Below are 20,634 nucleotides of genomic sequence, written 5' to 3' on the forward strand. Positions count from 1 at the left end.
AACCCGCCAAGGAGTACCCGAATGCGAAAGACTGCTCCCGCAGCATTTCTCATCTCTGGCATTCTCGTCTTTGGTGGGCTTTTCACTGCCACGCCGGCTCACGCCGACGATGAAGATGAAAACGAGACTTCAACATCGCAGGTAAGCCCCGCACCATTACAAACCCAGAATCCAAAGGTTCATTCCCCAAAGATTCCCAAAGAACCTAAAGAGCCCCGAGAGCACATTAAGCGCCGCGAGCTAGAGCAGAAGTATGGCAAAGAGGGGCGGTTATCTCTGCCACCCCTGGTAATTAGACCAAAGCGCGACACCGATGAAGTTTCCGAATCCAGCGCCTTTGCAATTGAAGAAGATGACGATGAGAGCTCGGCCAGTGGCTCGCCTTCATCAAGCAACGAGGTAGTTGCTGGCACTGCCAATAAGGCCACCGCGGGCTCAGCAACCGCAGGAACATCTGGTGCAAGCTCATCGGGGTCAAACGAAACCGTGGGTAGTGCAAGTGCAGGATTCATCGCGGTCAACCCCGTGGCTAAGGATTCGGTTGTGGCCGTCAAGTCCGGAACCATGGTGAATCCGCAGCAAAACACGGCAATTGATTTATCTACCGTGAACTTCACCAAGAAGACACCGGCAGACACATTTATTCAGGCCGCTCAGGTAGGTCTGTATGCCATGGCAGCCGGAGCGTTTGCCCTTTCGCTGGTAGCAGTATCGCGAGCAATTCGCCGCAAGTAGACTTGTTAGGTGAGTAAAGCCAATCTAGACAAAAAACCGGCCGATGTTGCCGCGATGTTCGATGAAGTGGCACCCACCTATGACCTAACCAACGCCCTACTATCTTTTGGGCAGGATCGTCGCTGGCGCAAAATTGTGCGCAACGCGGTTTCACCAAAGAGCGGTCAGAAAATCCTTGATCTTGCTGCGGGAACCGGGGCGTCATCGGTGGCCTTCTTGAAGCCGGGTGTAAAAGTTGTTGCCGGCGATTTCTCAGAGGGCATGCTTGCGGTTGGCCGTCAGCGTCACCCAGAGATTGAGTTTGTTTTTGCAGATGCCACCAAGTTGCCATTTACAGACGGCGAGTTTGACGCGGTCACAATTTCTTTTGGTCTGCGAAATGTTGTTGACGTGCCCAAGGCGCTCGCCGAAATGTACAGGGTGACCAAGCCCGGTGGTGTGATTGTGATCTGCGAATTCTCAAGAGTCACCAGTCGCTGGTTTGCACCCTTCTACAACTTCTACCTCAACAAGGTGCTGCCGGCATTCTCTAGCTTGGCCAGCAAGACACCAGAGGCCTACAGCTATTTGTCGGAGTCAATCTTGGCCTGGCCAAATCAGCACGAACTCAAATTGAAAATTGAAAAAGCTGGCTACACCGATGTCACTTTCCGCAACCTAACCTTTGGTATCGTTGCGGTCCACAAGGGAACCAAAGCCCCATCGAAGGCTGGCACTAAGTGAGCCCAATCTCGCTGCCTCGTCAGCTAAAGAAAGTTTCAGATCGCGCTCTTCTAAAATCACTTGAAGCTGGCCTAGAAATTGTTGAAGAAAACCTAAAGCAGGCAACCTCTCACGCTGACAAGATTGCTGGCGCCTCGGCAAGGCACCTTGTTGACGCAGGTGGCAAGCGCGTTCGTCCAACTCTCGTCTTGCTTTCGGCCCAACTTGGTGACGCAAAAAACCAAGACATCATTGATGCGGCAGTTGTAGTTGAGCTAACCCACCTGGCCACCCTGTATCACGACGATGTAATGGACGATGCTCCAACTCGTCGTGGCGTGCCGACGGCACAAATGATTTGGGGTAACTCCATTGCAATCTTGACCGGCGATCTTTTGTTTGCTCGCGCATCGCAGGTTGGCTCACGCCTTGGCGAAGAATCTCTTATTTTGCAAGCCGATACCTTCGAGCGTCTTTGCCTTGGTCAGTTACACGAGACCATCGGACCAAACGAATCCGAAGACCCAATTGCCCACTACATCCAGGTGATGGCAGATAAAACCGGTTCTCTTATCGCCGCGGCAGCAAGACTTGGCATCATGCTTTCTGGAGCACCGCGCGAATACCTGGAACCAATGGGTGCCTACGGCGAAAAAGTTGGAGTTGCTTTCCAGTTGATTGATGACGTGATTGACATTTCTGCAGCTGGCCCATCAGGAAAAACTCCCGGCACAGATCTTCGTGCCGGTGTGCCAACTCTTCCAGTTTTGCTCCTCCGCAAAGCAGCAGCAGCCGGTGACACAGAAGCCGTTTCACTTCTAGCTTTGATTGATGGTGGACTTGAAGATGACGCGCGATTGCAAGAAGCCCTCGTGCGTTTGCGCAACCACCCGGTTGCCGAGCAGGCCTATCTAGAGGCCAAGCGCTGGGCCGATGATGCGGTTGCTTCAATCAGTGTCTTGCCGGATGGTCCAGTAAAGAACGCCCTAGCGCTGTTCGCTCAAGCTGTAGTAGATCGCAACAACTAACGAGTCCGATTAATGGCACTTACTAAAGCACGCGCGAATCAGGCTAATAACGCAATTGCCGCAATCTTTTTCATCCAAGGAATTGTTGGTGTCACCCAGATCCCACGCATCCCGGAACTTATTGATCAGGTTGGTGCTGACTTTGGGATTTGGGGCTTAATCTCCGGCCTTGCCGGCCTTGGCGGAATGCTGGGCTTGCTTTACACGTCTCGACTGATTGCAAGATTCGGAACAAAAAATGTAACCATCGTGGGTGGTGCGGGCCAGGCACTATTTGTGATGGCTTTGATTTTTGCCCACGACCCAATTACCTACCTTGTCTTTACGGCGCTGGGTGCACTCAGCGGCAGCACTCTAAATATCTCGATCAACTCACAGTCAGTGGCGCTGCAAAAAGCATTGAACCGAGTGATTATTGGTCGCTTTCATGCCTCCTGGAGCATTGGTGCAACTCTCTCGGCAATTCTGAGTGGATTCTTGGCCACCTTTATGCCGCTCTGGATACACCTGATGCTTATTCCAGGTCTTGGTATTGCGGCACTGTTTATTTTTGGTCGCAATCTTCTGGTTGCAAGTGAAGATGGGCACGGCCAAGGTCAGAGCAAGGGCAAGAAGCAATCCTTCTTCAAGATGCCGGGTCAGGTTTGGTTGCTTTCTGCCGGACTCTTCACCGGAGTGTTCGGTGAACTGGCCATGATGGACTGGTCTGCTGTCTATGCAAAGAACGTGTTGTTGCTTGATGCCGGCCGAGGAGCAATTCCCTACGCAGCTTTTTCAACCGCCATGATTATTGGCAGGCTTTCAATTAATAAGTTGGGCAGTAAGTGGCACATCAGCACAGTGGCTAGGGTTGCTGGTTTGCTGGCGGGAATATCTCTCGCCGCAGGTGTCACACTCGGTTCAATTCTTGCGACCACCAATCAAGACGCTGCTCTGATTGCGGTTGCCATCTGTTTCTTCTTTGCCGGCTTGGGTTCAGCACCCATGGTGCCATCGTTCTTTAGTGCAGCTGGTTACGTAAAGGGCCTCAACACCGCACAAGTTTTGGCTCGCATGAGCTTCATGAACTCGATTGCGATTATCGGTGCCAAATATCTGATGGGTGCATTGGCGCTCAACGTTGGTCTAACGCTTGCGTTTGCATTCCCGGTGCTTACCTTCTTAGCGGCGGGAGTACTGGCCGGCATGGTGGCCAAGCGGGCCAAGGCAAGTGAAACTTTAAATTCTGCCTATCCGGCTACCGGTGCGATGTCAGTGGTTGAGGACTAACGGAAATTCTGACAGTTCCTATGTTTCAAAACTTATCTAAAGTTTTGAAATTGCACATCGACCTCTAGGTCCTTGCCCTTGAGTAGGGCCATGGTTTCCTGTAGGTCATCGCGGCTCTTGCTTTGCACGCGAAGCTCGTCACCCTGAATTTGGCACTTCACACTCTTTGGGCCTTCTTCGCGAATGATCTTTGAAATCTTTTTGGCGTTCTCTTGGTCGATGCCGTTCTTGAGCTCGCCCTCAATGCGGTATTCCTTGCCCGATGGGTAAGGCTTTCCGTCTACAAAACTCTTTAGCGAGATGCCGCGCTTCACTAACTTTGACTGGAACACGTCTAGCACTGCCTTGACGCGCTCTTCGCTAGATGCTTTCATCAAAATCTTTTCGCCTGACCAGTCAATCTCGGCGCCTACTCCCTTGAAGTCATAACGTGACTCAATTTCCTTTTGAGCCTGCATCAAAGCGTTGTTCGCTTCTTGCTTGTCTACCTTGCTTACGATGTCGAATGTTGAATCAGCCATGTGGTTAGTTTACTTACCGTCGCGATAAATGGTTGTTATCGGGCACCCACGGCAGGGCGGGCGGTGCTCGAGCGAATCAAAAGACTCACTGGCCACTCCACGTCTTCTTCAACGTTCACATGACTGTCCAGGGTGGGGTCGCTCAAAACTGAAATTAGCAGTCGCGCAGCTTCAGCCCCTTGAGCTCGAACATTCTGATCAATCGTGGTGAGTCCAAACAGCTCTGCCATGTCGTGGTTGTCGATTCCGATAACTGAAATGTCTTCGGGCACTCGAAGGCCAAGATCTTTGGCGGCCATCATTGCGCCAAAACCCATTTCATCGGAGTTGGCAAAAATTGCGGTTGGTGAATTCTTTGGATCACCCAGCATCTGCTTGGCAACTTTGTAGGCGCCCTGCGCGGTGTAGTCGGCTTCAACCAACCAGTTCTTTCGAGTCTCAAGACCGGCTTCATGCATAGCCTCAAGGTAACCCTCGCGGCGTTTGTCTGCCTGATTAAATTCTCGGTCGGTCTTAACCGCACCGCTAATGTTGGCAACGCGAGTGTGCCCAAGTGAAAGCAAGTGCTCGGTGGCAAGTTTGCCGGCATCGTGGTCATTCATCGAAAGGCTTCTGGCACCATGCACCTGACCACCAATAGCGATGATCGGCTTTTTCATTTTGTCGAGTTGAGCAAGTTCTTCTTCATCGGGATGAACCGCAAGAGTAATCACGGCGTCAACTCGCTTGCGCAAAAGAAAATCGGTGAAAATCTTTTTGCGTTGCTCGGCACCACCGCTCATGTTGTAGAGCGTCAGGTCGTAGCCGTGCTCAATGAGAGTTGATTCAATTGCTTCCAGGGCCGAAGAGAAAAACCATCGATCAACGTATGGCATAACCACACCGATATTTCGATTGCGGCCCGTGGCCAAGGTGTAGGCAGAGTGTGAGGCGATGTAGCCAAGTTCGCGAGCGGCCTCTTCAACCTTTTGACGGGCCTTCTCTGAGACAACGTCTTTGCCGCTCAGGGCACGCGAGACCGTTGCGGTTGAAACGCCCGCAAGCCTTGCAACGTCTTCGATGCCAGCCATGTAAATTCCTGTAAATTTCGTTGGTGAAATGTAAATCTTTTACAAACCTAGGCCCTATGCGCCTCTCAGGGCAATCTGGATTTCAGGCCTGTGGATTATTCGGCTAAACTTTTCAAGCACATCCGTTCGGCTGATTACAGGCGGCCGGAAGTGCACCTGGCTAGTTACCCAAGTGGCCAAAGGGAACTGACTGTAAATCAGCTGGCTCAGCCTTCGGGGGTTCGAATCCCTCACTAGCCACAACAGAAGCCCTCTCATTGAATTGAGAGGGCTTTGCTGTTGTGGTTATAAAGAAGCCAGATCCCTAAAGGATCACCCCGGAGAACCAGGTCAAAAAAGGGATGCCCACGAAAAGGTTCATCGGGAATGTGATGCCCAGGCTGGTGGTGATGTAGAGCCCGGGTTTTGCATCGGGTAATGAAAGCTTGACGGCAGCCGGAGCAGCGATATAAGAGGCACTCGCGCAGAGCAGGCCAAAAACCACCGAGCCACCCTGACTGATGCCAATAGCTTGGGAGATGGCAACTCCCAGAGCGCCCGAGACCAACGGAAATCCCAGGGCAAAGGCCAGCAGACCAAAGCCGGCACGACGCGCTTCCTTCACGCTTTTGCCAGCCTGGATACCCAGTTGCAGCAGGAAGATCGTGAGCATGCCGGTGAAAATGCTGCCAAAGAATGGCTCGACTTTTTCGTAGCCGGTGGGGCCAGTGATGAACCCAATCAAAATTCCACCAATCAAAAGAATCACCGATTTGGAGGTAAACACTTCGTTGAGCGCGGTTGACAGCGCGCCATCTCGCGACGACCGCTTAGCCAACAGGATGCCCACGATGATGCCAGGAACCTCCATGACGGCAAGCAGCGAGGGCATGTACCCCTCAACCGCCAAATTAGCGTTCTCTAGAAAGACCAGACCGGCGGTGAAGGTGACCAGCGATGTAGAACCGTAATGAGCGGCCAGGGCACCACGATTTATTTTGTCCAGCGGAGTAATCAGCTTGAGTCCAAAAAATACCGCGATTGGAATCAAGCAGCCAACACCGATAGCCACCAGCACCGGCAGCCACACCTCGGCGGCTGGTGTGGTGCTCAGCGAAACTCCGCCCTTGATGCCGATTGCAAGCAAAAGGTAGATCGACAGAAAATCAAATATCTGACCGGGAATTTGCAGTTGGCTGCGAACTAGGACCAGCGAAAGCCCAAGAATGAAGGCCAAAACGGGAGGGGAGGCGATATTTGCCAGGGCGAGTTGTATTGAATCCACGGGCGACTTTCCGAAGTTGATTTGACAGGAAATAGAATACAGGAAATAATATTCTGTAATCAAACTTCCTTCGAGAAAGTGTGCAAATGAACGTCGAACTCTGGATGTGGACCTCGGTTATCGGGTTGATCTTGGTGATGCTGCTGATTGACCTGTTCGCTCACCGCAAGGCTCACGAGATTGCCGTGAAAGAGGCTGCAATTTGGTCGGCGTTCTGGGTGGCCACCGGAGTGGCTTTTGGAGTTTTGATGTGGAATTATTTTGGCGCCGAATTTGGCCAGCAGTACTTCGCCGGATTCTTGATTGAGAAATCTCTTGCCGTCGACAACGTATTTATTTGGGCAATAATTTTTGCCAGCTTCGCAGTGCCAAGAAAGTATCAGCACCGCGTGCTTTTCCTTGGTGTTTTGGGCGCACTGGTATTCCGTGGAATCTTTATCGCCGCAGGATCCGTAATCATCGAGAGTTTCGCATGGGTACTTTACCTTTTTGCCGCATTCCTGATCTTCACCGGCATTCAAATGTTGCGCAAGCGCTCAGAGCACAGCGACCCATCTAAGTCGAAATTCTTCAGATGGTTCTCTCGCATCGTTCCTTCGACCAACGAGTACCACGGCCAAAAGCTATTCATTAGAAAGAACGGCGCGCTAATCGCAACACCGCTTTTGATGGTTCTGGTTTTGATTGAGTTCACCGACATAATCTTTGCCGTCGACTCGATTCCGGCTATCTTTGCGGTGACCTCGGAGCCATTCCTAGTTTTCACCGCAAACGCCTTTGCAATCCTGGGTCTTCGAGCGATGTACTTCTTACTTGCCGACATGATGCACCGATTTGTTTACCTCAAGCTAGGTTTGGCGCTGGTGCTCATTTGGGTTGGTATCAAGATGGGTCTGCACGACATTGTCAAAATTCCAACCCCGATATCCCTCGGCGTGATCATTGCAATTCTTGCGGTGGCGATTATTGCAAGCTTCAGAGTCACGCGTGTAAGTGGCGATAACAAGCCTGAGGCGGTAAAAGTAGGAGAATAGTGGCATGGCCAACTGGACTTTTCTTACTCACCACGGACACGTGCTGGTGGCGATTGCCCAGGACCCGGAACTAACCATCGATCAAATCTCAGCAAAAGTTGGCATCACCGCAAGGGCGACCGCCGGCATTCTCAACGATTTGGTTGACGCAGGCTACCTGGTCAAAGAAAAAGTTGGCCGCAACAACCGCTACACCGTTCACGGCGAATTAGCGATGCGGCACCCGCTCAATGACCACACCAAGGTGGCTGACCTGCTATCGCTGTTTGGCTAAATAACCCCCTGCGCCTCTAGAGTTGGATTAACAACTAGCACCAAGGGAGCGCTTTGAGCGAGATCGAGTTCACCACCCGCAAGTGGGTTCGCCCAGAAGACCTGAACGCCAACGGCACCTTATTTGGTGGCAGCCTACTTAAGTGGATTGACGAAGAGGCCACAATTTACGCCATTCTTCAGCTGGGAAACCGTCGCGTGGTCACCAAAATCATCTCTGAAATCAATTTTGTTGCCTCGGCAATTAAGGGTGACCTGATTGAAATGGGTCTGGTAGCTACCAAGTTTGGCACTACCTCAATCACCATGCGAGCCGAGGTTCGCAACATGGTCACAAAGAAGAACATTCTGACGGTGGACCACATAGTCTTTGTAAGTCTGGATCAGGAAGGTAAGCCGCTTCCTCATGGTTATACAGAGGTAAGCACCGATAGGGATCGAATCCCGCAAGAGCATCTCTAGAGATGAAGAACAAAGTTTTATAAACAAGGGGAGACAAAGTTGTCAGGTTTCATCAATTTCATCACCGGACGCAAGAGTGCCTGGGTCACTCTGCTAATTGGACTATTTTTTGCGATTCTTGCATTTGGTCCATTGCGAGCGGCAAGTACAGAGCTAAACCCCGGTGTTGGGCTTCCGGCAGACACCGAATCGGTAATTGTTGATGAAAAGCTGGCGACATTGCCAGGTTCTGATTCAACCGCCGCCGTAATTGTTTACGCGTCAGACAGTGAACTTACCAAGGCTCAGACCCAGTGGCTGCAGGGTGAGTTTGACCCGATGACCCAGCTGCCAACCGGTGGCGCCAACGAGAAGTTCTTGGAATTCACCAACGCTGAATTCAACGATGCCAAGTTTGTTCCACCGGCTTCAATCTCAGAAGACAAAACCACCGCTGTGATCACCGTGCCGATGGAAAAGACAGACGCAACTGAAGAAATCACATCGCGTATTGAAAAAATCAGGGAGATTGCGAAAGAAGATATTCCTGCCGGTCTTGAAGTTTATGTAACCGGTCCAGAGGGATTTAGTGCAGACCTATCCGGTGTATTCGCCGGTGCTGACTTTACATTGCTCCTTTCAACAGTCGTGGTAGTTGCCGTGCTGCTACTGATTACCTATCGTTCACCAACGCTTTGGTTGGTGCCATTGCTGGTTGTAGGTACAGCTGATGGGATGGCTGGGCAATTAGCTCGTCAGGTTGCAAAACTATTTGGCATTACGCCCGATGGTTCGGTAACCGGAATTTTGTCGGTGTTGGTGTTTGGTGCCGGCACCAACTACGCGTTGCTTTTGATAGCCCGATACCGCGAAGAGTTGCTATCCACTGAGGATCGTCACGAGGCCATGGCCAAGGCGGTGCGCGGTGCAGGACCGGCAATCATCGCATCTGGCTCAACTGTCACCCTTGCACTTTTGACATTGGCGTTCGCAGACCTAGCCGGAAACCGAGCACTTGGAATTGTTTGTGCGGTCGGAATTGTCATTGCCATGATTGCGGCGCTGTGCGTTCTTCCTGCAGCGCTAGTTGTTTTTGGTCGTGGATTGTTCTGGCCGTTTGTTCCAAAGTTTGGTGGCGTCAACAAGAGCGACAGCGGACTTTGGGCAAAGCTTGGCCGCGGAGTAAGCAAGAGGCCAGTTGCAGTTTCTGTTCTGGGCGTGCTGATTTTGGGTGGTCTCGCCTCTGGCGTTGGCGGCATTCAAGTTGGTCTGGCATCAACTGATCGATTCCTGAAGACTCCCGAGGCCGTGGTTGGTCAGCAGGTTCTTGCCGAGGCATTCCCGGCCGGAAGTACCAGTCCATCAATCGTGATCACTAATAACGAGCAGATGAACGATGTGAAGCACGCGGCTGAAAAGGTCGAGGGTGTTGCATCGGTTTCAATTGGGGCAAAGAGCTCCGAGTTCACTCGGCTAGATGTTGTGCTTGACGGCGAGAGTCAGTCTGAAGAGGCCTATGCCTCAATCAAGGCACTGCGCGCGGCGGTGCAAGAAATTGATGGCGCCGACGCAATGGTTGGTGGTTTAGATGCTCAGGCACTTGATGTAAAAGAAGCCTACGCACACGACCAGCTAATTGTTATTCCACTGATTCTGATTTTGGTCTTTGTGGTGTTGGTGCTGCTGCTGCGTGCGCTGGTTGCTCCAGTGCTCTTGCTGGTCACCGTGGTTGCATCATTCTTTGCATCGATGGGTGCCGGCTGGTGGATTTTCGTCAACGTGCTTGGCTTCCCGGCACTTGACCTCAGCGTGTTCCTCTACAGCTTCTTGTTCCTGGTTGCCCTGGGTGTTGACTACAACATCTTCCTGGTCACCCGAGCAAAAGAAGAGGCAGAAAAGCTTGGTACCAAAGAGGGAATGATTAAGGCATTGAGCGCAACCGGTGGCGTGATCACCAGTGCGGGTATTTTGCTGGCTGCCGTTTTCGCGGTGCTTGGCGTGCTACCTCTGGTCGCGCTGGCACAGATCGGTGTGATTGTTTGCATTGGTGTGCTGCTGGACACCCTGTTGGTGCGAACCGTGATTGTTCCCGCCCTTGCGTTTATGACCGGCAAGAAGTTCTGGCTGCCAAACAAGAAGTACCAGTCTTAAATCTTTAGCCAAACGGTTTGATCAGCGACCAACGCATGGCCGCTGGTCATTCCGTGCAGGCTTAAGGCAACAACTTCACCGGCTGGAAGTGAAATTGGTTCATGGCCAAAGTTATGAACCACAAGAATTTCACCGTTGCGAAAACCAAGTGATTTTTCACCGATGTATTCCGCAACCCATTCAAACGAGCCTTCTCCAAGTTTTAGTTCGGCTCGTAACTTGAGCGCGTGCTTGTAGAGCTCAAGAGTTGATCCGGCTACACCATCTTGCTGATCTCTTGAATAGGCAGCGTAAATTTCTGGCTGCGGCAACCAAGATTTGCCAGTGGTGTTGAAACCATTTGCCGCGCCAGCCCCAGACTCCCAAGGCAGCGGCACTCGGCAACCATCGCGACCAACTCTTTGGCCATTTGTGCGGGCAAATGTAGGGTCCTGACGGTACTGGGGTTCCAGGGTGGTGTGCTCGGGCAGACCAAGTTCCTCACCCTGATACAAATACATAGACCCCGGCAGCGCAAGGGTAAACAGCGTGGCTGCGCGGGCGCGACGCAGGCCTAGTTCGCGATCCGGCTGCGGATCGTTTGGGCCAATTCCATTTGAGGCGGTTGGCCGACCGGTGAGGCCACCCATGCGTGAAGCGTGACGAATGATGTCGTGATTGGAAAGCACCCAGGTAGACGGGGCGCCAACACCATCGAAGGCGGTAAAAGATTCATTGATTGTGTTGAACAGAATTTCTGGCTTCCACTCTGAATCTAGAAACCGAAAATTGAAAGTTTGGTTGAACTCGTCAGCACGAACCCATAGCGCCATGAATGAGAGCGGAAGCACGTAGGCTTCACCACACATCGCGCGATCACCCGGGTAGCTATCTAGAATTGCTCGCCATTTTCTAAAAATTGGATGCACGGATTCTTGAAACCACATCGGCGGCGATGGTTCGCCCTCAATAAAACCTGCGCCAGCACGTTCGATGTCTGGGTGATCAGGAAGGCCAGCGGCTTTTGCCATTGCGTGTGGTTGATCAACGCGAAAACCATCGACTCCACGGTCCAACCAGAATCGCAGAATTTCTTCGAAGGCCTCTTCAACCTTTGGGTTCTCCCAATTTAGATCCGGTTGAGACGAATCAAATAGGTGAAGGTACCACTGCCCGGGGGTGCCATCGGTGTTGGTGGTTCTTGTCCAAGCTGGACCACCAAACATAGACAACCAGTTATTAGGGGGTAGCTCGCCTTTCTGACCTTTGCCATCTTTGAAATGGTAGAAGGCGCGTTCGGCTGAACCCGGCGCAGATTTCAGTGCGGCTTGAAACCAGTCGTGTTGGTCACTGGTGTGATTTGGAACCAGGTCAACAAGTACTCGGATTTTCAGCAAATGCGCCCGGCTAACCATGGCATCAAAATCATCCAAAGTTCCAAACAGCGGATCCACATCGCGATAGTCGCTTACGTCGTAACCCGCATCTTTTTGAGGTGAGCGCATAAAAGGAGAAAGCCAAATCGCATCGATCCCCAAGGCAGCAAGAGAATCCAATCGTGAAGTTATGCCAGGTAGGTCACCCATTCCGTCGCCGTTTGAATCGGCGAAAGATCGAGGGTAGATCTGATAGATAACCGCTGAGCGCCACCATTCACCATTGAAATTAGATTTGTGACGAACTCCGGCGGTCAGATCAATTGGCATTGCTACAACTTAATCCACACGACCTGGTCATGCTCTAGCTCGCGCTCGGCAGTTAGGTCATGCTGAGTTGTCACCAGAACTTCACCTGCAGGCAGGGCAACAGCGTCGGGTCCAAAATTCATCAACACCAGCACTCCGTTATTGATGTAGGCAAGCGTGTTTTTATCTTGGTACTCATCAGCCCAGCGGAAGGCACCTGCGCCGAGCCCAAACAACTTGCGCTCTTTCAATAGACGTTTGTAGAGCTCCAGGGTTGAGCCAGCAACACCTTCTTGCAAGTTGCGTGAGAAGACTCGGTAGTTGGCTGGTTGAGGCAACCAAGATTCTCCGGTGGTGTTAAATCCATTGGCTGCGCCAACTCCTGCTTCCCAAGGCAGTGGCACGCGGCATCCGTCACGCCCGATTCGCTCACCCTTGGTTCGCGCGTAGGTGGGGTCTTGACGATACTTGCCCTCAAGTTGCCAAGCCTCCGGGAGTCCAAGTTCTTCACCCTGATATAGATATGACGAACCTGGCAGTCCAAGCATGAAAGATGTTGCCGCACGAGCGCGACGCAGTCCAAGCGCCTCGTCCGGTGCTGGATCGGTCGGGTGAATTCCGTCACCCGGACGCGGAGTGTTTTCTGGAGCAATTCCCAATCGGGTTGCATGGCGAATACCATCGTGGTTTGACATCACCCAGGTGCTTGAAGCGCCAACTTTTGTGTACTCAACAATTGAGTCGGTGACAATTTTCTTGATCGCAGCCGGGTCATACTCACCGTGCATGTAGTCAAAGTTAAATGACTGGTGATACTCGTCTGGCCTAACCCACATTGCCAATCGAGGAAGCGGACTCATCGAAGCCTCAGCACACATTGCCCGATCCTCAAATTCATCAATCACTCGTCGGAAGCGACGAATTGCCTCGTGCACCCCAGGCTGTCCCCAGTAAGGAACGGCTTCTTCGGCCTCTTGCATGGTTAAGTTTGAAATTGGACGCTCGCGAAGATTTTCGTCGTAGATAGTTGCGTCTGGTAGCCCAGCACGTTTCACCATGCCGTGGGCAACGTCAACTCGGAAACCGTCGACACCCTTTCTTAGCCAGAAGCGAAGAATCTCATCAAACTCATCGGCTACTGCAGGGTTCTCCCAATTTAGGTCTGGCTGTGATGAGTCAAAGAGGTGCAGGTACCACTGACCAGGGGAGCCGTCTGCCTCAGTAATTCTTGACCAAGCGGGGCCACCAAAGATTGACTGCCAGTTGTTTGGTGGAAGTTCGCCGTTTACACCCTTGCCGTCTTTGAAGTGATAGTAGGCACGTTCGCTAGATCCCGGAGCAGAGTTAATTGCCGCCTGAAACCAAGCGTGTTGATCGCTGGTGTGGTTGGGAACGATATCAACGATGATTCGAATACCAAGTGACTTTGCTTTTTCAAGCAGGATTTCAAAGTCTTCGTTGGTGCCAAAAATTGGGTCAATGAGTCGGTAATCGCTGATGTCGTAACCGGCATCTTTTTGGGGGCTTTTAAAGAAGGGGCTGAACCAAATTGCATCAATACCCAGTGACGCTAGCGAATCAAGTCTTGAGGTGATTCCTTTTAGGTCGCCAAGGCCGTCGCCGTCGGCGTCGGCAAATGATCTTGGGTAGATCTGATAAATGACCGAGGTGCGCCACCATTCGGCCGCAGGGTTGTTCGTGGTTAAAAATTGGCTTGATTCAGACATGTATAAAGCCTAAGTGAAATTAATTACGGTCAATTGAACTGGCTGTGTGCTTTGATATTTCAATGGCCACCATCAAGAAATCAATCATCGCTGGATCTATTGCGCTGGCGTTAGGCCTTGGATTTAGCGGCTGTGCACAGGATCCAACACCTAAGACTGATGCGATTACCGTGTGGGTCGATGAACTGGAAGCTAAGGCGCTAGAGAAGGCGGCCGCTGAATTTAGGAAAGACACCAAGGTAAGCGTGAACCTGGTGGTGCAACAGGATCCTCGCTCTAACTTTCTAAGCCAAGCAGCCACCGGGGGTGGGCCTGATGTCTTGGTGGGTGCGCACGATTGGGTTGGCGAACTCTATGCCAATGGATTAATCGAACCGATGGATCTGGGTGGCAAAAAAGGTGACTTTTATGACAACGCTGTGGCGGCTTTCCAATACGAAGGAAAGACCTATGGGCTGCCGTACACCATCGAAAATTTGGCTTTAGTTTGCAATGCAAAGAAGTTTGAAAAACTTCAGGCCTGGGAGCAACCCAACTGGCAGCAGGTTAAGGAGGTTGGCCTTGCCTTGAGCTTGAATGCTGGCGGAGGAGACCCGTACCACCTCTACCCAATCCAAACCTCTTTTGGAGCTCACGTTTTTAAGAAGGATCAAAACGGCGACTACACACCGGAGCTTGATTTGGCTAACGGCGGCGTGGAATTTGCAAAGTGGTTGAGCAGCGAGGGAAAAATAATGTTGGACCCGGCTTCAACCTGGGACTCATCGGTGTCTGCGTTAAAGAGCGGCAGCAAGGGATGTTGGATTACCGGACCTTGGGCTAAAGATCAGCTTGGCCTTGACTCAGCAGAATTCAACATCTACTCAATTCCATCCGTCGGGGGTAAGGAAGCTGTTTCCTTCTTGAGCTCACGAGGTTTTTACGTATCAAAAGCTTCAAAGGATGCTTTTTATGCAAAGAAGTTTGTCGTGGATTACGTGGCTAAATCAGAGCACCAGAAAGAATTGTTTTTAGTTACCGGAAGAGTGCCAGCAAACAAATCTGCCTTTGACGCCGCAAAAGATGATCGTGTGGTCCAGGGGTTTGGAAACGCTGGACGAAAGGCTGAGCCATTGCCGGCGATTCCGGCTATGGGTTCGGTTTGGGCATCCTGGGGCGCTTCTGAAATCGCAATCATTCGTCGTCAAGGCAAACCAGAGGTTATTTGGAATCAAATGATCGCTGACATCAAGTCGTCAATCAATCAATAACCGCTCTTCGCTTACCTGCTTCATGGCAGATATTTTTGCCAGCACCGCGCTAAAAGTGCTAAAGTCTTTTGGTGCCTGGCGCTTGAAGCCGATGCACAAACGCCCCGATAGCTCAGTGGTAGAGCACTTCCATGGTAAGGAAGGGGTCGCCAGTTCAATCCTGGCTCGGGGCTCGTTTCAAAAACAACCAATTGTCTGATTTGTAGGCAATGCCCGGCTGGGTAGCTCAGGTGGTTAGAGCACACGACTCATAATCGTGGGGTCGCGGGTTCGAGTCCCGCCTCAGCTACTTCTGACTCAAGTCCCTAGCGGGGCTTTTTCGTTTAATGAGAGAAACTGCGACACTTAACAAGTGGTAAATCCAAACGTTCAGGGCAAGAAGTATCCGGCAACAGATCCTTATCTGGTTGGCCGCGAGAAGATTCGCGAATTCGCCCACGCGGTTAAGTCAACAAATGCAATGAACCTGGATGTGTTCGCCGCGCAAGCAGCCGGCTACACCGATGTGATTGCCCCACCAACCTTCGCGGTGGTTATTCAAGAGCGCTCGCTGGCAACCGTGTTGAATGACCCAGAGGCAGACATTGACTTTTCTCGCGTGGTGCACGGTGAGCAGCGCTTCATTCACGCTCGCCCGATTGTGGCGGGCGATGAACTAGTAAGCGAGCTCGAGGTGGCCAGTGTGAAGTCACTTGGCGCCCACTCGATGGTGACTTTTGAAACCAAAATTTACGACGTCAGCAAAGAGTTGGTTTGCACTGCAATTTCAACTCTCGTGGTCAGGGGTGACGAGTAATGACTCACATCAATATCGCTGCGCTTGAAGTCGGCCAAGTTATTGGCAGCACAGAATTTTTACTGACTCGCGATTCTCTTGTGCGTTACGCGGGCGCCTCTGGGGATTTCAATCAGATTCACTACCGCGACGACGTTGCAGCGGCAGTTGGGCTACCCGGCGTGCTTGCGCACGGAATGTTGACCATGGGCGCGGCAGTTCAAGTTGCGGTTGACTGGGTTGGCAACGCTGGATCGATTGTTGACTACCAGGTTCGCTTCACTAAGCCAGTTGTGGTTGATTCGGAAAATGGCGCGGTACTAGTTGTAACCGGCAAAGTTGGCGAAATTGATGCCGAGAACCATGTAGTGCGAATTGATCTTGAGGCTGTCTTTGAAGAAAACAAGGTTCTTGGTAAAGCACAGGCGCGAGTTCAGCTCTAATGGCAACACCAGTTACCCCGCACCCACTTGCAGATTTAACTTCAATGCGGGTTGGCGGCACCCCAGCCGAAATTTACGCTGCAAAAACGCGCGACGATCTAATTGAACACACGCTGAATGTTTGGCGAAGCGGCGATGATTGGTTACTGCTTGGTGGCGGAACAAATATGGTGGTTGCCGACAACGTTGAAAACTTGCGCGTAATAAAAGTTGAGAACATGGGCATTGAGCCTGTGCGCAACAAAGACGAAACCCGAGTCGTGGTGCGCGTGCAAGCCGGTGAAAACTGGGATGACTTTGTTGCCCACACGGTAAAGGCTGGACTTGCCGGAATTGAGGCAATGAGTGGAATCCCTGGAACAGTGGGGGCTTCGCCAGTGCAGAACATTGGCGCCTACGGTCAAGAACTAAGTGACAGCATGGTGCGCCTTGAGTTTGTTGATTACGAGACTCACGAGATTGCCATCCTTGAGGCCAAGGATTTGCAGTTTGGTTACCGCGACAGTGCAATCAAGCGCGGCCGTCCGGGCGTCATTACCTGGGTTGAATTTGAATTGCAAAAACTGGATGGACTAAGTCGCCCGCTTTACTCAACTCAGATTGCTGCTGATCTTGGTGTTGCCATGGGGGCGCAGGTCTCACTTGAAGCTGTTCGTGCCAGCGTTCTAAAGTTGCGCGCACGCAAGGGCATGGTTATTGACGAGAACGATCCGGATTCTGTAAGTTGTGGAAGTTTCTTCACCAACCCGATTGTCAGCGATCGAGTTGCCCGAGGCTTACCAGACGATGCACCAAAGTATGAGTCAGAAGAAGACGACGGACTGACCGTAAAGCTTTCGGCAGCTTGGCTGATTGAAAATGCTGGAATTGAAAAAGGATTTAGGATTGCGGGTTCTAGGGCGGCAATTTCAAGCAAGCACACTCTTGCAATCGTTAACACCGGAGGAGCCACCGCAACAGAAATTTTGCAGTTGGCCGAATACGTTCAGGTGCGAGTTTCAAATAAGTTCGGCATCAACCTGGTGCCCGAACCAAACTTGATTGGTTTTATTTAGCCGAAAAGTTTTTGCGAGCAGTGGGCGTGGCGATAAGTTATGTCGACACGGCATGCGACGCTTGGGCGAATTACTGGAACAGACGCTGTAACCGTTGAATACCATCAAGCAGTGGGGCATCACCAAGGGCGTAAGACAAACGCACGTAACCTGATGGGCCAAAAGCTTCACCAGGAACCAGAGCAACCTCTGCTGCATCAAGAATGTAATCGCAAAGCTCAAGCGAGGTGTTGATGGTTTTGCCACCCCACTCGCGACCAAGCAAACCGGTCACGTCGGAATAAACATAAAAAGCACCCTGCGGCATTGGTGCATTCCAACCAGAGATTTTGTTCAACTCGGCAACCGCAACCTTGCGACGACGATCGAAGGCGTCGCGCATAGCAAGCACTTCATCCTGCGGTCCGGTTAGTGCGGCCAGGGCTGCCTTTTGCGAAATGTTCGAAACGTTCGAAGACAGGTGCGACTGCAGATTTCCGGCGGCTTTCATTGCGTCAAGCGGGCCGGCCATCCAGCCCAGACGCCAACCGGTCATTGCGTAGGTCTTGGCAACACCGTTCACGAAAATCGTGCGGTCGATCAGTTCTGGAACTGCCTCTGTGATTGAGATTGCCTTTAGGCCGTCGTAGGTCAGGTTCTGGTAAATCTCGTCGGTGATTACCCACATGCCATTTTCAAAAGCCCAGCGACCAATAGCCTCACTTTCCTCGCGGCTGTAGACAGATCCGGTTGGGTTTGATGGTGAAACAAAAAGCAGCACCTTGGATTTTGGGGTGCGGGCAGCCTCAAGCTGCTCAACGGTGACCTTGTAGTTTTGGTCGGCGCCAGCAAAAACCTCAACCGGCACACCACCGGCCAGGCGAATGGCCTCCGGGTAGGTGGTCCAGAACGGGGTAGGCATCAAAACTTCGTCACCCGGGTCCACGATGGTGGCAAATGCCTGATAAACGGCCTGCTTACCGCCGTTGGTCACCACAACCTGAGCCGCGGTGATATCGGTGCCGGAATCTAGCTTGGTCTTGGCGGCAATTGCCTCGCGTAGGTCCGGAAGGCCAATCGCAGGGGTGTATCGGTGGTTTTTGGGGTCAAGAACTGCCTTGGCGGCGGCCTCAACGATGTGGGCCGGGGTGGCAAAGTCTGGTTCGCCGGCTGCATAAGAGATGACTGGGCGGCCCGCTGCCTGAAGGGCTTTGGCCTTGGCATCCACCTTTAGGGTCGCAGATTCAGCAATTGCGCCAATGCGCTTAGAGATACGAGGGAATTCAGGCATGAATAAAGGTTACAACGGCAACACCGATGACCGGTGCCGGCAACTTCCCTTTGCATTACTGGGCGCTGGCGGGTATCCTTTAGGAAGTGAGTTTGACAACTCAGGAAGCCTAATCTGGCAAATTAATCAATTCTTAGATTTATCTAATTTTTTGACGCCCGGATGACTGCCGCTCGCGTTGTCAGATTTTCCCTCAAAGGGTGGTGGCTCAATTGGTAGAGCATCGGTCTCCAAAACCGAGGGTTGCAGGTTCGAGTCCTGTCCGCCCTGCTAGCAGTACTTAAACGAAGAAGAAGGAATGAGCATGGCTGAAGAGCTAGAGCAAGTCTCAGAAGATGTAGTCGAAAAGGCTAAAGCCGACAAGGCTTCAAGCCGCAACTTCATCGCACGCATCATCTTGTTCTTCAAGCAGGTTGTAAGTGAGTTGAAGAAGGTCACCAAGCCAACTTGGGCCGAGCTTCGCAACTACACCGGAGTTGTGTTGGCATTCGTGGTCGTTGTGATGTTGATCATTTCGTTCTTCGACTGGATTTTCTACCAGGGTGTGGTGTTCATCTTCACCCCAACGGCTTAACAATCAAGCGCATTAAAAACTTCTAAGTAAGGAAATCGAATTGACTGAAACAGAACGCGACGAACTAGAGGCATTGGCCGAGGTTCAAGACGTTGCTGCTGACGCGGTAATTGCTGAGGCCGATGCAGACTTTGCTGACCTTGCGCAGGACGCTGCTGCAGAACTTGAGCAGGACCTAGAGCTCGAAGAAGCAATTGTTGAAGCTAAAGAAGAAGTTGCAGCAATTGATGCCGAAGTAAACGAAGGCGGATCAGACGATCCTTATCGTGAATTCAAGGCGGAGCTTCGTCGCCTTCCTGGCAAGTGGTACGTGATTCACTCTTACGCGGGTTACGAGAAGCGCGTTAAGCAGAACATTGAAAACCGAAAGCTTGCAATCGAGGGTGGAGACGACATCTTCCAGATTGAAGTACCAATGGAAGACACCATTGAGATCAAGAACGGCCAGCGCAAGTTGGTCACCAAAGTTCGCATCCCAGGCTACGTTTTGATCCGCATGGAAATGAACGAAGAGTCATGGTCATTGGTTCGCCACACACCTGCTGTAACCGGTTTCGTTGGAAACTCACAGAACCCAACTCCACTTCGCCCAGACGAAGCATTCAACATGTTGAAGTCAATGTACGTACTTCCTGAAGAAGCAGCCGCAAAGACTGCCGCTAAGGGTGGCGTTGCAGTCAAGGGCAAGGCTAAGGCCATCCCAGTCAACATTGATTTCAAGGTTGGCGAAAGCATCATGATCAAGGACGGATCATTCGCTGGTCTGCCTGGCACCATCTCAGAAATCAAGCCAGAGAGCGGCAAGCTCACTGTTCTTGTTTCACTGTTCGAGCGCGAGACTCCTGTGGAGCTTGGCTTCGACCAGGTTGGCGCACTGAACTAGCAATAAAACGAATTTAAAAGTTTCCAAACAAACAAAAGGAAAAATCAAATGGCACCGAGCAAAAAGATCACCGGAATGATCAAGCTGCAGATCCAGGCGGGCGCTGCTAACCCAGCTCCACCGATTGGTCCAGCTCTTGGTCAGCACGGTGTGAACATCATGGAGTTCTGCACCGCGTACAACAACGCAACTGCAGACCAGAAGGGCAACGTAATCCCAGTAGAAATTACTGTTTACGAAGACCGTTCATTCACATTCGTTCTAAAGACTCCACCAGCAGCTGAACTAATCAAGAAGGCAGCTGGCGTAGCAAAGGGTTCAGCAACTCCTCACACCGTGAAGGTTGCAACCTTGTCTAAGGACGCGCTTTACAAGATTGCCGAGCAGAAGATGTCTGACCTGAACGCCAACGATGTTGACGCAGCAGCAAAGATCATCGCGGGTACCGCACGCTCAATGGGAATCACCACCGAGGCTTAATAAACCTCATCCACTAAGTCGTGGG

21 protein-coding genes and 4 tRNA genes are annotated in these 20,634 nt (G+C 51.7%); 19 read left to right on the forward strand and 6 right to left on the reverse strand.

The genetic code is table 11. The features are described 5' to 3' along the window. Positions 1 to 21: 21 nt before the first annotated feature. The 4 genes from RHOLA_RS01050 to RHOLA_RS01065 are packed head-to-tail and all read left to right on the forward strand — an operon-like array spanning position 22 to position 3,734. Positions 22 to 735 (forward strand): hypothetical protein, encoded by a 714-nt coding sequence (locus RHOLA_RS01050; protein ID WP_038501771.1) that lies wholly within the window; start codon positions 22 to 24, stop codon positions 733 to 735. Between the two features lie 9 nt (positions 736 to 744). After that, positions 745 to 1,458, forward strand: a complete 714-nt coding sequence (locus tag RHOLA_RS01055) for a demethylmenaquinone methyltransferase (RefSeq protein ID WP_038501773.1) — start codon at positions 745 to 747, stop codon at positions 1,456 to 1,458. Then, on the forward strand, positions 1,455 to 2,465 hold the full coding sequence (locus RHOLA_RS01060; RefSeq protein WP_084321307.1) for a polyprenyl synthetase family protein: 1,011 nt from the start codon (positions 1,455 to 1,457) through the stop codon (positions 2,463 to 2,465). The genes RHOLA_RS01055 and RHOLA_RS01060 overlap by 4 nt, the downstream gene beginning before the upstream one ends. 12 nt (positions 2,466 to 2,477) lie before the next feature. Then, positions 2,478 to 3,734, forward strand: coding sequence for an MFS transporter (locus RHOLA_RS01065; RefSeq protein WP_038501776.1), 1,257 nt, complete (start codon positions 2,478 to 2,480; stop codon positions 3,732 to 3,734). A gap of 32 nt (positions 3,735 to 3,766) precedes the next feature. Here the strand turns inward: RHOLA_RS01065 and RHOLA_RS01070 are convergent, their stop codons facing one another. Together RHOLA_RS01070 and RHOLA_RS01075 are read right to left on the reverse strand one after the other, a co-directional pair. Next, the gene (locus RHOLA_RS01070; RefSeq protein WP_038501779.1) at positions 3,767 to 4,255 is read right to left on the reverse strand and encodes a YajQ family cyclic di-GMP-binding protein; all 489 of its coding nucleotides are present in this window, start codon (positions 4,253 to 4,255) and stop codon (positions 3,767 to 3,769) included. A 35-nt stretch (positions 4,256 to 4,290) separates the two neighbouring features. After that, entirely contained in the window at positions 4,291 to 5,325 is a 1,035-nt protein-coding gene (locus RHOLA_RS01075) for a LacI family DNA-binding transcriptional regulator (protein WP_038501782.1), read from the reverse strand. Positions 5,326 to 5,483: 158 nt separating this feature from the next. On the opposite strand from RHOLA_RS01075, the gene RHOLA_RS01080 reads away from it, so the two are divergent. Continuing rightward, positions 5,484 to 5,565: transfer RNA gene (locus RHOLA_RS01080), tRNA-Tyr, on the forward strand. 64 nt (positions 5,566 to 5,629) lie between these two features. Here the strand turns inward: RHOLA_RS01080 and RHOLA_RS01085 are convergent. Beyond that, a complete protein-coding gene (locus RHOLA_RS01085; protein WP_038501784.1) occupies positions 5,630 to 6,589 on the reverse strand; it encodes a sodium-dependent bicarbonate transport family permease in 960 nt (319 codons plus the stop codon). 86 nt (positions 6,590 to 6,675) lie between these two features. On the opposite strand from RHOLA_RS01085, the gene RHOLA_RS01090 reads away from it, so the two are divergent. The 4 genes from RHOLA_RS01090 to RHOLA_RS01105 are packed head-to-tail and all read left to right on the forward strand — an operon-like array spanning position 6,676 to position 10,488. Next, a complete protein-coding gene (locus RHOLA_RS01090; RefSeq protein WP_084321309.1) occupies positions 6,676 to 7,623 on the forward strand; it encodes a TerC family protein in 948 nt (315 codons plus the stop codon). Positions 7,624 to 7,627: 4 nt separating this feature from the next. Further along, a complete protein-coding gene (locus RHOLA_RS01095) occupies positions 7,628 to 7,897 on the forward strand; it encodes a helix-turn-helix transcriptional regulator (RefSeq protein WP_038501786.1) in 270 nt (89 codons plus the stop codon). A gap of 53 nt (positions 7,898 to 7,950) precedes the next feature. Beyond that, positions 7,951 to 8,358: an acyl-CoA thioesterase gene (locus RHOLA_RS01100; RefSeq protein WP_084321311.1), complete on the forward strand. Its 408-nt coding sequence runs from the start codon at positions 7,951 to 7,953 to the stop codon at positions 8,356 to 8,358. Positions 8,359 to 8,397: 39 nt separating this feature from the next. Then, positions 8,398 to 10,488, forward strand: coding sequence for an MMPL family transporter (locus RHOLA_RS01105; protein ID WP_051636158.1), 2,091 nt, complete (start codon positions 8,398 to 8,400; stop codon positions 10,486 to 10,488). Here RHOLA_RS01105 and RHOLA_RS01110 read toward each other — a convergent pair. Both RHOLA_RS01110 and RHOLA_RS01115 read right to left on the reverse strand, forming a co-directional pair. Continuing rightward, positions 10,485 to 12,173 (reverse strand): glycoside hydrolase family 13 protein, encoded by a 1,689-nt coding sequence (locus tag RHOLA_RS01110; RefSeq protein WP_038501788.1) that lies wholly within the window; start codon positions 12,171 to 12,173, stop codon positions 10,485 to 10,487. The genes RHOLA_RS01105 and RHOLA_RS01110 overlap by 4 nt on opposite strands. A 2-nt stretch (positions 12,174 to 12,175) precedes the next feature. Further along, positions 12,176 to 13,879: a glycoside hydrolase family 13 protein gene (locus tag RHOLA_RS01115; protein WP_038501790.1), complete on the reverse strand. Its 1,704-nt coding sequence runs from the start codon at positions 13,877 to 13,879 to the stop codon at positions 12,176 to 12,178. A 62-nt stretch (positions 13,880 to 13,941) separates the two neighbouring features. On the opposite strand from RHOLA_RS01115, the gene RHOLA_RS01120 reads away from it, so the two are divergent. From RHOLA_RS01120 to RHOLA_RS01145, 6 genes are all read left to right on the forward strand, one after another. Beyond that, positions 13,942 to 15,129 (forward strand): sugar ABC transporter substrate-binding protein, encoded by a 1,188-nt coding sequence (locus RHOLA_RS01120; protein WP_038503614.1) that lies wholly within the window; start codon positions 13,942 to 13,944, stop codon positions 15,127 to 15,129. Positions 15,130 to 15,230: 101 nt separating this feature from the next. Next, positions 15,231 to 15,302, forward strand: a tRNA-Thr gene (locus RHOLA_RS01125). A 42-nt stretch (positions 15,303 to 15,344) separates the two neighbouring features. Then, positions 15,345 to 15,418 (forward strand) — tRNA-Met (locus RHOLA_RS01130). Positions 15,419 to 15,481: 63 nt separating this feature from the next. Continuing rightward, complete coding sequence (locus RHOLA_RS01135; protein ID WP_038501792.1) at positions 15,482 to 15,925, forward strand: FAS1-like dehydratase domain-containing protein; 444 nt, start codon at positions 15,482 to 15,484, stop codon at positions 15,923 to 15,925. Beyond that, on the forward strand, positions 15,925 to 16,347 hold the full coding sequence (locus RHOLA_RS01140) for a MaoC/PaaZ C-terminal domain-containing protein (protein WP_038501794.1): 423 nt from the start codon (positions 15,925 to 15,927) through the stop codon (positions 16,345 to 16,347). Before RHOLA_RS01135 ends, RHOLA_RS01140 begins: the two co-directional genes overlap by 1 nt. Beyond that, positions 16,347 to 17,402: a UDP-N-acetylmuramate dehydrogenase gene (locus tag RHOLA_RS01145; protein ID WP_038501796.1), complete on the forward strand. Its 1,056-nt coding sequence runs from the start codon at positions 16,347 to 16,349 to the stop codon at positions 17,400 to 17,402. Before RHOLA_RS01140 ends, RHOLA_RS01145 begins: the two co-directional genes overlap by 1 nt. Before the next feature lie 70 nt (positions 17,403 to 17,472). Here RHOLA_RS01145 and RHOLA_RS01150 read toward each other — a convergent pair whose 3' ends face one another. After that, positions 17,473 to 18,672 (reverse strand): pyridoxal phosphate-dependent aminotransferase, encoded by a 1,200-nt coding sequence (locus RHOLA_RS01150; RefSeq protein ID WP_038501799.1) that lies wholly within the window; start codon positions 18,670 to 18,672, stop codon positions 17,473 to 17,475. A 197-nt stretch (positions 18,673 to 18,869) separates the two neighbouring features. Between RHOLA_RS01150 and RHOLA_RS01155 the strand changes: the two genes are divergently transcribed. The 4 genes from RHOLA_RS01155 (at position 18,870) to rplK (ending at position 20,609) form a co-directional block, all read left to right on the forward strand. Further along, a tRNA-Trp gene (locus tag RHOLA_RS01155) sits at positions 18,870 to 18,942 on the forward strand. A gap of 34 nt (positions 18,943 to 18,976) precedes the next feature. Next, entirely contained in the window at positions 18,977 to 19,246 is a 270-nt protein-coding gene (gene secE, locus RHOLA_RS01160; RefSeq protein WP_038501801.1) for a preprotein translocase subunit SecE, read from the forward strand. Positions 19,247 to 19,280: 34 nt separating this feature from the next. Continuing rightward, positions 19,281 to 20,129 carry a transcription termination/antitermination protein NusG gene (gene nusG / locus RHOLA_RS01165; RefSeq protein ID WP_038501803.1) on the forward strand — a complete coding sequence of 283 codons (849 nt, stop codon included), beginning with the start codon at positions 19,281 to 19,283 and terminating at the stop codon, positions 20,127 to 20,129. A gap of 48 nt (positions 20,130 to 20,177) precedes the next feature. Further along, positions 20,178 to 20,609: a 50S ribosomal protein L11 gene (gene rplK, locus RHOLA_RS01170; protein WP_038501807.1), complete on the forward strand. Its 432-nt coding sequence runs from the start codon at positions 20,178 to 20,180 to the stop codon at positions 20,607 to 20,609. The last annotated feature ends 25 nt before the right edge of the window (positions 20,610 to 20,634 follow it).

Source organism: Rhodoluna lacicola, from assembly GCF_000699505.1.
In the GTDB taxonomy this organism is placed as follows: domain Bacteria; phylum Actinomycetota; class Actinomycetes; order Actinomycetales; family Microbacteriaceae; genus Rhodoluna; species Rhodoluna lacicola.